At 63.8% G+C, this 13,709-nt stretch carries 13 protein-coding genes and 1 pseudogene; 2 read left to right on the top strand and 12 right to left on the bottom strand.

Annotation, left to right across the window (positions count from 1 at the left end):
• Positions 1–9: 9 nt before the first annotated feature.
• The 6 genes and pseudogenes from QCE79_RS15165 to QCE79_RS15140 form a co-directional block, all read right to left on the bottom strand.
• Positions 10–1,353 carry a citrate synthase gene (locus tag QCE79_RS15165; RefSeq protein WP_250468293.1) on the bottom strand — a complete coding sequence of 448 codons (1,344 nt, stop codon included), beginning with the start codon at positions 1,351–1,353 and terminating at the stop codon, positions 10–12.
• A gap of 165 nt (positions 1,354–1,518) precedes the next feature.
• Positions 1,519–2,451, bottom strand: coding sequence for a hydroxymethylglutaryl-CoA lyase (locus tag QCE79_RS15160; RefSeq protein WP_250494760.1), 933 nt, complete (start codon positions 2,449–2,451; stop codon positions 1,519–1,521).
• A 47-nt stretch (positions 2,452–2,498) separates the two neighbouring features.
• Positions 2,499–3,592 (bottom strand): annotated as a pseudogene (locus QCE79_RS15155) (CaiB/BaiF CoA transferase family protein).
• A gap of 74 nt (positions 3,593–3,666) precedes the next feature.
• Positions 3,667–4,950, bottom strand: a complete 1,284-nt coding sequence (locus QCE79_RS15150; RefSeq protein ID WP_309845556.1) for a CaiB/BaiF CoA-transferase family protein — start codon at positions 4,948–4,950, stop codon at positions 3,667–3,669.
• Positions 4,947–5,432 (bottom strand): acyl dehydratase, encoded by a 486-nt coding sequence (locus QCE79_RS15145; protein ID WP_309845554.1) that lies wholly within the window; start codon positions 5,430–5,432, stop codon positions 4,947–4,949. Before QCE79_RS15145 ends, QCE79_RS15150 begins: the two co-directional genes overlap by 4 nt.
• A 12-nt stretch (positions 5,433–5,444) precedes the next feature.
• Positions 5,445–5,969, bottom strand: a complete 525-nt coding sequence (locus tag QCE79_RS15140) for a MaoC family dehydratase N-terminal domain-containing protein (protein WP_309845552.1) — start codon at positions 5,967–5,969, stop codon at positions 5,445–5,447.
• Between the two features lie 157 nt (positions 5,970–6,126).
• Between QCE79_RS15140 and QCE79_RS15135 the strand changes: the two genes are divergently transcribed.
• Both QCE79_RS15135 and QCE79_RS15130 read left to right on the top strand, forming a co-directional pair.
• Positions 6,127–7,200, top strand: coding sequence for an Ldh family oxidoreductase (locus QCE79_RS15135; protein WP_309845550.1), 1,074 nt, complete (start codon positions 6,127–6,129; stop codon positions 7,198–7,200).
• A gap of 90 nt (positions 7,201–7,290) precedes the next feature.
• Positions 7,291–8,193, top strand: coding sequence for a LysR substrate-binding domain-containing protein (locus QCE79_RS15130; RefSeq protein ID WP_244830394.1), 903 nt, complete (start codon positions 7,291–7,293; stop codon positions 8,191–8,193).
• An 18-nt stretch (positions 8,194–8,211) separates the two neighbouring features.
• Here the strand turns inward: QCE79_RS15130 and QCE79_RS15125 are convergent, their stop codons facing one another.
• The 6 genes from QCE79_RS15125 to QCE79_RS15100 are packed head-to-tail and all read right to left on the bottom strand — an operon-like array spanning position 8,212 to position 13,685.
• Positions 8,212–9,135 (bottom strand): SMP-30/gluconolactonase/LRE family protein, encoded by a 924-nt coding sequence (locus tag QCE79_RS15125; protein ID WP_309845546.1) that lies wholly within the window; start codon positions 9,133–9,135, stop codon positions 8,212–8,214.
• A gap of 16 nt (positions 9,136–9,151) precedes the next feature.
• Positions 9,152–10,177, bottom strand: coding sequence for an ABC transporter substrate-binding protein (locus QCE79_RS15120; RefSeq protein WP_309845543.1), 1,026 nt, complete (start codon positions 10,175–10,177; stop codon positions 9,152–9,154).
• A 32-nt stretch (positions 10,178–10,209) separates the two neighbouring features.
• Positions 10,210–10,965: an SDR family NAD(P)-dependent oxidoreductase gene (locus QCE79_RS15115; protein WP_309845542.1), complete on the bottom strand. Its 756-nt coding sequence runs from the start codon at positions 10,963–10,965 to the stop codon at positions 10,210–10,212.
• Between the two features lie 38 nt (positions 10,966–11,003).
• Positions 11,004–11,810 carry an ABC transporter permease gene (locus QCE79_RS15110; protein ID WP_309845540.1) on the bottom strand — a complete coding sequence of 269 codons (807 nt, stop codon included), beginning with the start codon at positions 11,808–11,810 and terminating at the stop codon, positions 11,004–11,006.
• Complete coding sequence (locus QCE79_RS15105; protein WP_309845538.1) at positions 11,791–12,663, bottom strand: ABC transporter ATP-binding protein; 873 nt, start codon at positions 12,661–12,663, stop codon at positions 11,791–11,793. The genes QCE79_RS15110 and QCE79_RS15105 overlap by 20 nt, the downstream gene beginning before the upstream one ends.
• Positions 12,660–13,685, bottom strand: coding sequence for an ABC transporter substrate-binding protein (locus tag QCE79_RS15100; protein WP_244830401.1), 1,026 nt, complete (start codon positions 13,683–13,685; stop codon positions 12,660–12,662). Before QCE79_RS15100 ends, QCE79_RS15105 begins: the two co-directional genes overlap by 4 nt.
• Between the last annotated feature and the right edge of the window lie 24 nt (positions 13,686–13,709).

Here is a 13,709-nt window from a genome sequence, read left to right as displayed (position 1 = left end):
TGCGGAGATTCAGGGCGGCAGGATCGACGTCAGCAAGCGCGTCTCGTCCGAATCGTTCTGCGGGGCGTTCGCCTTGAGGTAGTCCGCGCGTGGACGTATCAAAGCGCCGGATTCGCGCTGCTCGATGATATGCGCCACCCACCCCGCCGACCGTCCGATGATGAACAGGCAAAACGCGCTGCGCGGCGGCAGCCCCAATGCCACGGTTAGCATGGTCAGCCCAACTTCCAGGCTCGGCAGACAGCCGTAGCCCGCTGCGATCTTGAGTGCCGCGAAGAGCGGATCGACCGCGGCGTGCCGCCCTTCGAGCCGCCGCGCGAGATCGATCAGGTAGCTCGCGCGCGGGTCGCCATCCGGATACAAGGGATGATTGAAGCCCGGCAGATTCCGGTGTGCCGCATAGTGCTCCGTGAAGAGCCGTTGCGCTTCTGCAACCGTGCGGCATGCGCGCAGCAGGTCCTCGGTGGCTTCGTACGATCGCGCGGACGTGAGCCCCGTCTGCGTGAGGATGGCCGCCGCCACGCATTCGCCGATATCCGCTCCCGCCGACGCCGCGATACGCGCCACGAAGGTCGCCTGCGCGAGTTCGTGATCCGCGCACAGCACGAGCGCGGCGTCGAGCGCGGCACGATGCGCGGCAGACGCCGAACCACCGAGCACGGTCAACAGCGTCGCGGCGAGACCGTCCGCGCGTTTGCGCGTGACGCCCGCCGCAGCGCCCGGCGTTGCGCGTCGCAAATGCGCAAGGCAATGCGCCATCGTTGCGATCATGCGGCTGCATTCGATGAACTGCGCGTCGCCGGCCTGCAACGCGCGCAGATGCTCGCCGCCGAAGCGCATTGCAATATCGGCGAAGAAGCGCACGAGTTCTCGACGTGGCTGGAGACCCGCCGTGCGCGACCAGGCATCGGCGAAACGTAACGTGCGACCGCACGGCTGCCACGAAAGGATCACGTCGTCGCGTGGATTCCAGAGCGCTTTCACGACCTGTTCGAAGGTCTTTCCCTTGCGCGCGAGTTCGAGCGCCGCGACGCCGCGATAACGCGGACCTTCGGCCGTGATTTCGGTGAGCGTGCTCGATATGATCGGCTCGCCCCAGCGCATGGCGGCCGCGGCGACGGGCGCGTGGCCACTGCGGGCATCGGCGCGCGATTTCATGCGTTCGACATCCTGGCGCGCATAAAGCCGGCGCCCCTTGTCGCCTTGCGGCACGCTGCGAATCAAGCCGCGGCTGACGTAGGCGTACAACGTTTGCAGCTTGATCTGCAGCAGCGCGAGCGTTTCAGCGCGTGTCAGGTAATCGCCGGGCGCGTCGGGCGGCGCGCTGGCGGCATCATGCGGGTTCGATTGCACCTCGGTCTCCTGTCGACCCAGGACGAGCGCCGAAGCGCCCGTCCTGGTCCCATGCGAAGCTGCCAGCGCAAAAGCGCCGGACGGGGCACAGTGAACCACAAGATAATCAAACGCGTGGATGCTCACAATCGGGTCATGCCAGTACCGCGGTCGAACACGCTCCGTCTATGCATGAAGTCCAGCCGTCCGGCGGAAAGTCTTGGGAATGCCGGCCTTTGGCACCTGCCCGTACATCGGCTCGCCAGGCAGCCCTTCGTGCAGCAGTTCGCGCGCGGCGATCAGCCGTTCCAGGTCTATTCCAGTATCGAAGCCCATGCTTTCCAGCATGAAGACGAGGTCTTCCGTGACGATGTTGCCCGACGCGCCCGGCGCGAACGGACAGCCGCCAAGGCCCGCGAGCGCGGAATCGAAGGAACGGATGCCTTCTTCGAGCCCCGCCAGCGCATTGGCGAGGCCGAGTCCCATCGTGTCGTGCAGATGCAGTTTGGTCAGCTTGTCGCCGATCTCCGCGCGCACGGCCTTGACCATCTTGCGTACCTGAACGGGATTGCCGTAGCCGACGGTATCTGCGAGCGCGACGGCATCGACGCCTGCTTCGGCTAGCGCGACGGCCGTTTCGATTACCTTTTGCAAGGGAATCTCGCCGTCGATGGCGCAGCCGAAGGCCGTCGCGCAACCCGGCTCGATCGCCATTGGCCGCTCCTGCTCGCGCACCCATTCGACGATTCGCCGTACTTCGTCTACCTGCTCCATGGTGCCCTTGCGCGTGTTCGAGCGGCTGTGTCCCTCGCTCACCGAAACCGGTATGCCGACGCCATGTGCACCCGCCGCATATGCCGCCTGCGCACCGCGCAGGTTGGGCACGAGTGCCATCACGCGCAAGCCGGGTTGTAGCAGCGCCGCCTTGACGATTGCCTCGGTGTCCGCCATTTGCGGCACGAGCTTTGGCGGAACGAAACTGCCGACCTCTATTTCGCCGATACCCGCTTGCGCGATTGCCGCGATCCAGCGCGTTTTCTGCTCGGTCGGCATGATCTCGTGAGCCATTTGCAGACCGTCACGCGGCCCGACTTCGCAAACCATCACTTTTTCTTTCATGGGTCCTGCTCCTTCAAAAATGAGTCTTTGCACGAACGCGCTCGTCATCAACGCAGCACGCCCGCTTCGGTCAAGGTTTCAATTTCGTGCGCATCGAGGCCGAGCAGCTCACCGAACACGTAGTCGTTGTGTTCGCCGAGGCGCGGCGGCGGCGTGAAATCGCCGCGAAAGCCGGCGTTATCGCGCCACGGAAGCGCAATGCTGCGTGAGCCGTCCGCGAGCAGCGGGAAGAGGCCGCCATCGGCGAAATACGGGTCTTCCATCACCACGCCAATGTGTCTCGAACGCGCGGCCGGCACGCCACGCGACTGCAGCGCATCAAGTGCTTGCGCGGGCGTCTGGTCGCGCAGCCACTCTGCCAGTAAATTGTCCGCCGCTGCGCGATGCGCGGCGCGGCCGAACGCATCGGAGAAGCGGGGATCGGTAGCAAGTTCGGGCTTGCGCATGGCGTCGCAGAGCGCTCGCCATTGCCGGTCGTTGCCAATGGAAACGGCGAGCCAGGCGTCGTCGCCTGAGCAGCGGAAGCATCCGGATGGTGCGGCGTCCCATTCGCGCGCGCCCGTGGCCGTTGGCGTCTTGCTGCCGAGCGCCTCGCGAAACAGCTGTTCGGGCAATAGCGCGACGGTGCTTTCTAGCATCGACAGATCGATGTACGCGCCCTCGCCGCTCACGCGCCGGTGCCGGATGGCCGCAAGCACCGCGCAGCTTTCCCAGAGCGCAGTGATCGGATCGGTCCACGCAGGCAGAATTCCCATGGCCTCCACGCGCTCGTTCGGCGTGCCCACCACGCTGGCGCGACCGCTGTACGCCTGCAATAACGAGCCGTAGGCAAGCGCATCGCGCTGCGGGCCTTCGCGACCCGTGCCCGACGCGGACACGAAAATCAGATCGGGGCGAATCTGCGCAAGCGTCGCGTAATCGAGGCCAACTTCGCCAGCACGCCGTTGGAGAAGTTTTCGACGACCATATCGCTCTGCGCGATCAGACGCCGGATCAGTTCCGGACCTTGCGGCCGGCTCAGATTGATCGTGCAGCTCTTCTTGCCGGCGTTCACCACTGCCCACCAGGGCGGACGCTGCGTATGTTCGGGCCGCGTCGCGGATTCGATCTTGATGATCTCCGCGCCCATGCCCGCGAGCATCTTGGTAGTCATGGGTCCGGCCAGCACCCAGCTGAAATCGACGACGCGCAAGCCCGCCAATGCTTTCTGTGTCATCACACGACTCCATGCCGGCGCAAGCTTTCGACTTCATCCGGCGACAGTCCGAGGCGCTCTTCGAACACCGCGCGGTTAGCGGAGCCAAGTGCGGGCGATACGACATCGCGCGCGCGTGGCAACTCTGCGCCCGAAGTCGTGCGCATGGCAAACGGCAGGCCGGGCATCGACAGTGGCGTGCCGCCCGCGCACTGCCAGCGATCGAAAAACCCGCGCGCATTCAGCTGCGCGTTATCCAGAAGATCGCGCGCACCGCTCACCGGAAAACACGCCACGCGCGCCGCCTGCGCGCGCTCGAAGACGTCGGCGCGGCTATGCTCGCGCGTCCACTTCGACATCTCGTCTTGCAGGATCATCCAGTTTTCGTTGCGCGCCGTGCGTTCGCCGCACAGCGTCTCATCGCGCGACCACGCCGGGTTTCCGAGCAATTCGACCCAGCGTTCCCATTGATGTTGTTCGCGCGGCGAAATCATCACGAAGCCGTCCTTGCACGGCAACAGCCAGATCAGCCCGCCCGCGACCTCGGTGCCCTGCAGTTCCTCGCGCAGCCGGCTGAAGCTGCGTTCGCCGCGCCCATGATCGGCGACGGGCTCGATCAGCAGATGCGCGATCACATCCAGCTCCGCGCATTCGATACTGCGTCCCTCGCCATTCATCTGCGCTTCGAGCAAGCCCCAGAGCGCGGCGTTCGCGGCGGCCGCACCCGTGGCCAGCGCCACTTCGCGGTCGGCACAGGCGACGGGCGCTTGCTGATCGGGTGCGTGAACGGGGCGCGCCTGATGAAATGCATAGCCCGCGTGATGCGTGAGGGTGAAGTCGGTGTACGCGAACGGCGCGTCGGGTCCCGCATGCGTAGCCCAGGGCGTGACGGAAAGCGTGACGAGCGCGGGCTGAATGTGCCTGAGCGTATCGCCGTCGAGTTGCAGTTCCGCAAGGCGGCTTGTATTGGACGTAATCAGCAGATCGGCGGATTCCACAAGACGCCGCAGCAACGCAGCTCCTTGACGATGCGACGGATCGAGCGTGGCGCTTTCCTTGCCGTGATTCAGATACGCGAAGAGCGCGGCATCTTCACCATAAGGAGCATTGGGTGCGAACGGGCCGGTTCGACGCAGCGTATCGCCAGTACCGGGCGGCTCCAGCTTGAGCACCTGCGCGCCGAGGTCGCGCAGCACGCGCGCACAGAAAGCGGCGGGCATGGCGTCGCTCCATTCGATCACGCGCACGCCGGCGAGCGGCGCGGCGACCACGCGCGCTGGGGATACGAAATCAGCGGCGCTCATGCGGCCTCTTCGAGAACGGCTGGATCGAAGGGATAAGGCACGGGCGCGCCGTTGCGCAAGGGCAGAACGACCGTTGCTCTGCCGGGCGTGCTTTCCCTGCCTTCCTGATTACGCAAGCCGATTTCCAGATGCGCGAGACCGAAGCCGCCGCGCCGTTCGGTTCCGGTCACGCGGCCCCACGCCGTGAGCAGATCGCCCGGCACGTTCATGCCGCGAAACTGGAACTGGAGCTTCCATGCCCAGCCGCTTTCACCGGCCCAGTCCGTCAGCAGTTGCAGCATGATGTGCTGTTTCCACGAGCCGTTGACCATTACGTCGGGTAACTTGTCGTGTTGCGTGGCGAAGCGCCAGTCGTAATGAATGCGATGCCAGTTCTCCATGGATGCCGACCAGCGCACGATATGCGCCGTGGTCATCGGTCCCTTGACGAGCGCCGGGATCTCCATGCCTGTTTCGACATCCTCAAAATACAGTGCAGCCATGATGACCCTCGCCTAGCGCATGATCTGGGTGTTCGTGACCTTCAAAAGCTTCTCGCCCTTCTCGTTCACGTAGGTCTCTTCGATGATGACGAGCACCATCGGTCCGCTTTTGCCGTCGCGCTGCACGATGTCCTTGTAGCGCGCCTGACGCAGCACCTTCTCGCCGACGCGCGCATAACGGTAGAGCTCGTATTCGTAGCCGCCGTTCAGATCGCGTGGCAACTCCACTTCGACGGCCGGCAGGCCGCTGAAACTGCGGCTCAGGCCATCGTAGTCAGGCTTGTTCATGTCATCCAGCGGGTCGGGCGATGACGGCGGTCTGCGAAAGGCATGCACCGGAAAACCCGGCGGCGCGACCAGTGCGCCATAACGACTTGTCGCGGCCCAGTCTTCGTCCCAGTAACGACGCGCGTCATCCATGGTTGCATGATGGAAGCGGCGCACTTCGCTTGCTTCGACGGCATGCGTCGACGTGGCCCACTCGGTCTCGGCGCCGATGATGGCTTTCACCTTGCCGGTGATGTATTCGTTGCTCACGGCTCTAGTCTCCTATCGCTACATCGACGAAGCCAGTCTAGGGTAGCCGCCCTTTAGCGCACAATACTTGATCGTTGAATCAACGTCTTCTCAGGGTCGCATCGATCGACTATCGTGCCTCACGTACCGCTCGACGCATGACACCACCAAGGGAGAGATGTCGATGAGAACGACCCGCTACGACGCGAACGCGCTCTTTGAATATGCAATGGAAGTGCTTTGCCGGGCGGGGCTCGCGAGCGCTCATGCGCGGGACGTGGCACGCACTCTCGTCGATGGCGACTTGATGGGACACGACACGCACGGACTCGCGCTGTTGCCAGGCTACGTGAAGCAGCTCGAACAAGGCGCCATGACACGCGACGGCGCGCCCGCAGTCATCTCTGATCGTCCTGCCGCGTTGCTGTGGGACGGACGGCGTCTGCCCGGACCCGCGCTCGTGCATGCCGGCATCGACGTCCTTGCCCCGCGCGCCCGCGAACTCGGCGCCGCCACGCTCGTGATCCGGCGCAGTCATCACATTGCATGTCTTGCCGCGTATCTCCTGCGCGCCACCGAAATGAACCTGGTGATGATGCTGGCGAGCTCCGATCCGAGCGTGCAAAGCGTCGCGCCGTTCGGCGGCACGCGGGCCTTGTTCACGCCGAACCCGATCGCGCTCGGCATACCGACATCGACGACTCCGATGCTGATCGACATCTCGTCCTCCGTGACGACCAACGCGATGAGCGCGCGCCGCCATCAGAACGGCCAATCGTTCGACGAACCCTGGATGATGGATGCACAAGGTAACGCGACGCATGATCCCGGCGTGCTGTTTGCCGATCCACCCGGATCGATCCTGCCGCTCGGTGGACTGGCCGCCGGTCACAAGGGATTCGGCATGGCGTTGATGATCGAGGCGCTGACAGGCGGACTGGCCGGCTTTGGCCGCGCCGATCCACACGAAGGCTGGGGCGCGACCGTGTTCATGTCGCTGCACGATCCGGCAGCATTCGGCGGTATCGAAGCATTCCAGAGGCAGATGGATTGGCTCGGCGACGCCTGCCGCACCAACCCGCCTCGCACGATCAACGACCCCGTGCGCCTTCCCGGCGAGCGCGCAATGGCAAGGCGGGCCGAGCAACTGAAGAATGGCGTGCATCTGCATGCCGATCTCGACACACCGCTCAAGGCTTGCGGAGAACGCTACGAGGTGCGCTTTCCGCAGCCCATACCGGAGGCAGCATGACGCCTAAACCTTTGCGCTCACCCCAGACCCGATGCATACTTTCTCTTCGGAAGCAGCGCTGCGGCGAAAAGACCGCACCCCGGAGACTCGATGCGATTCGACCTGCAATCGTTGAAACTGTTCATCGCCGTGTGCGAGCACGGCAGCATTGCCCGCGCGGCGGAAGCGGAAAACATTGCGCCTTCCGCGCTCAGCAAGCGCATGTCCCATCTTGAAGACACGCTCAAGAACGCGCTCTTCGTGCGCAGCAACAAGGGACTCGAACTGACGACCGCCGCTGCGGCACTCCTGCAGCACGCCCGCGTGCTGTTGCGAGACATCGCCCAAATGGAGAGCGAGTTACTGGACCACGCCGAAGGCGTGCGCGGTCAGATTCGCTTACATGCGAGCCTTTCGACCATCGTTCAGTACATCGCCAACGACATACGCGTTTTTCTGGAGATGCACCCCGGGCTGCGCATCGATCTTCAGGAAAGCCTGAGCCCCGCAGTGGTCCGCGCCGTGGCGGAAAACGCGGCGGATATCGGCGTGTTCGGCGGCACGACGGTTACCACCGGCCTGCAGGTCTTCCCTTATCGCAGCGACCGGCTGGTGGTCATCATGCCGCCCGATCATCCGCTCGGCCGCGCCGAACGGGTCACGTTCCGCGAAGTCGCCGAGTATCCGCTCGTGGGGCCGCAAGTGGGCAGCTATCTGAATTCGTTGGTGCTGCGCGCGGCGGCGGATCTCGATCACCCGCTCAAGCTGTCGATTCGCGTCAACGGTTTCGAACCGGTGCGCAGCATGGTGGAAGCACGGCTTGGCATCGGGCTCGTGCCGGAGCATCACGCCGAACGGTACGTCAGTTCCGCGCCGCTGATCGCCGTGCATCTGGATGAAGCCTGGGCGGAGCGCCACTGGAAAATCTGCGTACGCGAAGCCGAGTCGCTTCCCGTGCCGGTGCAACTGTTTCTCAAGCATCTGCTTGCAAGTCAGGATGCGGCACACCATTAGGCGCCGGCAATCGGTCAATCACGAATAAGCCAGCTTCAATCCTGCTTGCGGCCATTGCAGCCTGGCCAGGCGGCCCGTGCCGGAGAGCGTCACGTAGGCCGTCTTCATGTCGGCGCCGCCGAAGCAGATGTTGGTCACCATGCCATCGGGTACCGGCACCTGTCGCAGCACTTCACCGGATGGCGCGACGACCGTGATGCAACCGGTCACGAGCGTGGCCACGCAAATGTTGCCCTCGGCGTCCAGCGCCAGGCTGTCGAAGCGCTGATAACCCGGCAAGCCGCAAACCAGACGCCCGCCATGCGGCGACGGATAAGGATGCCTGCGCGCCCGGCCGGGCGCCTCCAGATCGAATGCCCAGAGCCGCGCGGTCTCGGTCTCCGCCACATAGACGATGCTGTCGTCGGGCGACAAACCGACGCCATTGGCCGTGGTGAGCGGATACGCCACCTCGACGATGGCCGAACCATCGGCGCGAGCGTAATAGAGGCCCGCGTGATCGCGCTCGCGCAGCCGGTTCTTTCCGAAGTCGGTGAAGTAGAAGCCGCCGTCGTGGTCGAACACGATGTCGTTCGGACCGCACAGCGAATGATCGCCGCAGTGGTCATACAGCGTCGTGAGCGAGCCCGACTGCGGGTCGAAGCGCTCGATACGCCCGCTCGTATAACGCGGATGCACGCCCGGTTTCGTGCGATTCAGTCCGGCAACGGTACGAAACAGAAAACCGCCGTTATTGCAGATGTAGAAGGCGCCATCCGGCCCAAGCGCCAGACCGTTGGGGCCGCCGTCCACCGCCGCCAGCACGCTCACTCTACCGTCGGGCGAAACGCGGCTGATGGTCTCCCGCTCGATCTCGACGAGCACCACGGAGCCGTCGGGCATCGCCACCGGCCCTTCCGGGAACTTCAAGCCTTCCGCCAGGATTTGTATTGGGCTTTCCATCGCTGTCGTCCTCCCTTCAGCGCTTGTCGGCATGCTCGACGAAACGATTGTCGTAAGTCGCCTTCAGATCGATGGACGCTTTGCCGATGTCGGGATCGAACGCGGCCAGCACGTCGTGCACGGTGTGGGCCGCCGCATCGGTCATCAGGCCATCGCGCGAAATGCAGTCATGCATGTTGGCGTAGGCTTGCGCGAAGACATCCTTGTCGGCTAAAGCGTATTGCGCCGGCACGGCGGCGGCGACTTGTTCGGGCGTCGCCTGCGCCATCCAGCGTTCGGCTTCCAGAATCGCATTGGTCACCGCCTGCACCGTGTTGGGATATTTGGCCGCGAACTCCCGCGTGGTGTAGATGGAGGCTTCCGGATAATCGCCGCCAAGCGTTGCTCGGGTGCCGGCCGGGTCGCGCATCACGGCAAGCGGAAAGAGATCGCCACTCGTCTGTAGCACGGTTGCGACCGGGTCGTTGCTCATCAAGGCGTCGATCTGCCCGCTGCGCGCGGCGGCAATCGCGCCTGCCGACGAGCCCACGCCGATGATCGAAACATCGCCCGGTTTCACGCCCGCCTTGTTCAGCAGATAGTTCGCGCCCATATGAAAGCTCGACCCCGGCGAACTCACGCCGATGCGCATGCCCTTCAGATCGGCGTATGTCTTGACCTTGGCGTGACTCGCTCGCGTCACGCCGAACACCCAGCCGGGGCACGAAGCCAGCGTGACGAACGACACGAGCTTCTGGCCTTTCGCGGCCATCGTGATGGTGTTCGAATACGCGCCCGCGACGATATCGGCGCTGCCGCCCATCATCGCCTGAAGCGCTTTCGCGCCGCCGCTGAAGACGCCGATTTCGACTTCCAGCCCGGCCTGTTTGAAGTATCCGCGGCTATCCGCAATGACGAACGGCAGATACGGAAAGCCCACGCCCGCCGCGGCCAGATGAAGCCTGGGCTTTTCCGGCACGGGAGCGGCGCTGCTCGCCGACTGGCTGACCAGTGCCGCACAGATGGCGAGCGCTGGCAACGACAGGCGCCTGAGCGTTCTCACGATGATGTCTCCCTCTTCCCAGGCTGACGTTGCTAGTAAGTGGCCCGACCGCCGGACAGATCGAAAACCGCTCCGGTGGTGAATGAGTTTTCCTCGCTGGCGAGCCACGCGATCATCGCGGCGGCTTCGTCGAGTTCGAGAAAACGGCCGCGCGGAATCTTGCCGAGCATGTAGCGGATATGCTCGGGCGATTGCTCCATCGCGCCGGGCGTTCGCGCCACGGCGGGTGTCACGCAGTTCACCGCGATATCGTGGCTTGCCAGTTCCTTGCCGAGCGACTTGGTCATGGCGATGACGGCCGCCTTCGCCGAGCTATACGCGGCCGCATTCGGATTGCCTTCCTTGCCGGCGACCGAGGACAGATTGACGATGCGCCCATAGTTCTGGTCGATCATCACCGGGGCCACGGCACGGCAGCAGTGGAAAGTGCCGTTGACATCGATAACCAGCACCTGCTTCCAAATATCGATCGGATACTCGATCAGCGTGGCGTTCGGGCCCACGATAGCCGCGTTGTTGATGAGAATATCGATGCGCCCCGCGGCCTTCAGCGTGCCCGCCACGGCGGCCTGCACGCTGGCGTAATCGGCAATGTCGACACGCTCGAAGTGGACATCGTGCTCGCCCAGTTGCTCGCGCGCCTCGTCCATGCCGGCGGGGTTGATATCCCAGATGGCAAGCCGCGCGCCGGAAGCAAGCAGCCTGCGGCCGACCGCGAAGCCGATCCCCTGCGCGCCGCCCGTCACCACGGCAACGCGGCCCCTCAAATCGATTGCATTGGTCTGCAAAACGGTCTCCTCTAGTGATCTTCGATTGCGCCGGGGGTTTAAGCGCTCGTGGCCACCGTCTGTCCGGCGACAGGACGCCAGCGCAGCAAATGATCCTCGACCATCGACACGGCGGTATCGAGTATCAAGGCGAACACGGTCAGCACCAGAATGCCGGCGATCACCGAGTTGATATCGAATACGCCTTCGGCCAGCAGGATCAGGTAACCCACGCCCTTTTCCGAGCCGAGATATTCGCCCACCACGCTGCACACGAAGGCGATGCCGATTGCGTTATGCAGGCTGGAAAAGACCCAGCTCGTCGCCGATGGCAAGTACACATGCCGCAACAATTGACGTGAGTTGGCGCCCAGCATCCGCGTGTTGGACAACACCGTCGGGCTGACCTCGCGCACGCCCTGAAAGACGTTGAAGAACACGACGAAGAAGACGAGCGTCACGCCCAGCGCCACCTTGGACCAGATGCCGAGTCCGAACCAGAGCGCGAAGATCGGCGCGAAGATCAGGCGCGGCATCGAGTTCATCGCCTTGATGAACGGATCGAAGACCGTGGCGAGGAACGGGCTGAGCGCAAGCCACAGGCCGCATGCCAACCCGAGGACCGTGCCGATCACGAACGCCAGCATGGTTTCGACGAGCGTCGTGTACAGATGACGGTAGATCGAGCCCGTCACGAACCAGTCGACGATACGCACCGCCACGCCGAGCGGATCGCCGAAGAAGAACGGCGACAGCCACTTCTGATGCGTGCCGAGCCACCACAGGAACAAGACACCGAACAGGATCAAAAGCCGCGTGACCAGGACGGTGAAGCGATTGTTTGAGTCAAACTCGATTGCGCGCATAGCTTTTCAAAACCTCGCCTCTGAGCACGTCCCAGATCTGGGTGTGCAGTTGCAGGAAACGCTGCGTCATGCGGATTTCCGACATCTCGCGTGGACGTTCGAGGTCGATCTTGAACTCGGCGATAGGCCGCGTTCCAGGCCCGGCCGAGAGCACGATGACGCGGTCCGACAACGAGATGGCCTCCTCCAGATCGTGCGTCACGAACATCACGGACTTGCGGTCGTGCGACCACAGTTGCAGCAACTCGTTTTCCATCAGGTGCCGCGTCTGGATATCCAGCGCGCTGAACGGCTCGTCCATCAGAATGATGCGAGGGTTGAGCGCGAGCGCCTGCGCGAGACCGGCACGCTTGCGCATGCCGCCGGACAACTGATGCGGATACTTCTTGCCGTGTCCTTGAAGTCCCACGCGATCGAGCCAGCCGCGCGCCACGCTGAGCGCCTGTTCGCGCGGCGTTCCCCGAAAGATCAGACCCATCGCGATGTTGTCTTCGGTCGTCTTCCAGGGCATGAGCGCATCGACCTGAAAAAGATAGGCCGCCTGCGTATTCAAGCCCTGCGTCAGCTTCTTGTCGAAGACGCTGATGCTGCCCGACGAGGGCCGCGTAAGCCCGGCAGCAACGTTGAGCAAGGTGGATTTGCCGCAGCCCGTGGGACCGACGATCGACACGAACTCGCCGTCGCCGATCGACAACGTGGCCTCCGAGACGGCGGTGTAGGTCTGCGCCCTCTTGCCGTTGCCGGCGAAGGTGCAGGTCACATTGTCGAAACGCAGGGCTTCGCGCACTTCGGTTTTTTCGCTGTCGAGGGGGACGCTCGGGGTGCCCTGGATTCCATACGTTGCCGTGCTCATGGCTGGATCTCCGCCGCTTTCCTGACGAACCGGTTGTCATACGTCGATGCAAGATCGATCTTCGCCGATGCCACTGCAGGGTCGAATGCCGCCAGCACCTCGCGCACCGTCTGCGCGCCCTTCGGCGTGATCTCGCCGTTCTGCGCAATGCAACGGCGGCTGTTCGTGAAGGCCTCCGCATAGAGCGCCTTGTTCTCGCCGATATATTGCGGGGGCACGTTGTCGGCGACTTCCTGCGGCGTCGCCTTGGCGATCCACTTCTCGGCGCGCACGATCGCATTGGCGACGGCCTGCACCGTCTTGGGATTCTTGCCGATGAACTCCTGCGTCGCGAAGAGGCTCGACTCGGGGTAATCGGAACCGAACACCTTGACGTTCCCTTCAGCCGTGCGCATGTTCTCCAGCGGCTTGAGGCTGCCATCCTTCATGAGGATAGTGGCGCTCGGGTCGTTGACGATCAGCGCATCGATCTGCCCGGCCCGCACGGCCGCCACCGCGCCGGCCGCTTGTCCCACGCCGATGATCGACACATCGGAAGACTGCAGCCCCGCCTTGTGCAGAATGAAATTGAGTGCCATGTGCGTGCTGGAACCCGGCGCGCTCACGCCGATTCGCATGCCCTTCAGGTCCTTGGCCGATTTCACTTCGCCCTCGCGTTTCTGCGACACCCCGAAGATCCATCCCGGACAGATGACTTGCGCCGCGACCACCACGAGATGCTGTCCCTTGGTGGCCATGGTGATGGTGTTCGAATACGCGCCCGCCACCATGTCGGAGCTGCCGCCGAGCAGCGCTTCCAGTGTCTTCGATCCGCCGGAGAATGCGGCGATGGTCACGTCGAGCCCTTCGTCCTTGAAATAGCCGCGCTGTTTGGCGACGAGCATGGGCAGGTAGGTGATGCCCACCGAAGCCGCCGCGATGTGCAGTTCGGGCTTCTCAGGCACATCCTTGGCTGCGGCCGTCAAGGAACCGCAGGCGAGCGCGAACGCGGCACACAGCGCGATGGCGAGTTTCAGCTTCATGGTTGTCTCCTCCCTTTTTAGGGA

Origin of the sequence: Caballeronia sp. LZ003, assembly GCF_031451465.1 — a bacterium.
GTDB lineage: Bacteria > Pseudomonadota > Gammaproteobacteria > Burkholderiales > Burkholderiaceae > Caballeronia.
The sequence above is the reverse complement of the archived record's forward strand: the minus strand, read 5'-3'. Positions and strand labels throughout refer to the sequence as shown.

What these genes read in the sequence shown, in the direction of transcription:
- QCE79_RS15110 (WP_309845540.1), bottom strand. Translation starts at nt 11,810, where the DNA reads ATGCGCGCAATCGAGTTTGACTCAAACAATCGCTTCACCGTCCTGGTC.
- QCE79_RS15130 (WP_244830394.1), top strand. Translation starts at nt 7,291, where the DNA reads ATGCGATTCGACCTGCAATCGTTGAAACTGTTCATCGCCGTGTGCGAG.
- QCE79_RS15105 (WP_309845538.1), bottom strand. Translation starts at nt 12,663, where the DNA reads ATGAGCACGGCAACGTATGGAATCCAGGGCACCCCGAGCGTCCCCCTC.
- QCE79_RS15125 (WP_309845546.1), bottom strand. Translation starts at nt 9,135, where the DNA reads ATGGAAAGCCCAATACAAATCCTGGCGGAAGGCTTGAAGTTCCCGGAA.
- QCE79_RS15100 (WP_244830401.1), bottom strand. Translation starts at nt 13,685, where the DNA reads ATGAAGCTGAAACTCGCCATCGCGCTGTGTGCCGCGTTCGCGCTCGCC.
- QCE79_RS15135 (WP_309845550.1), top strand. Translation starts at nt 6,127, where the DNA reads ATGTCGATGAGAACGACCCGCTACGACGCGAACGCGCTCTTTGAATAT.
- QCE79_RS15160 (WP_250494760.1), bottom strand. Translation starts at nt 2,451, where the DNA reads ATGAAAGAAAAAGTGATGGTTTGCGAAGTCGGGCCGCGTGACGGTCTG.
- QCE79_RS15145 (WP_309845554.1), bottom strand. Translation starts at nt 5,432, where the DNA reads ATGGCTGCACTGTATTTTGAGGATGTCGAAACAGGCATGGAGATCCCG.
- QCE79_RS15150 (WP_309845556.1), bottom strand. Translation starts at nt 4,950, where the DNA reads ATGAGCGCCGCTGATTTCGTATCCCCAGCGCGCGTGGTCGCCGCGCCG.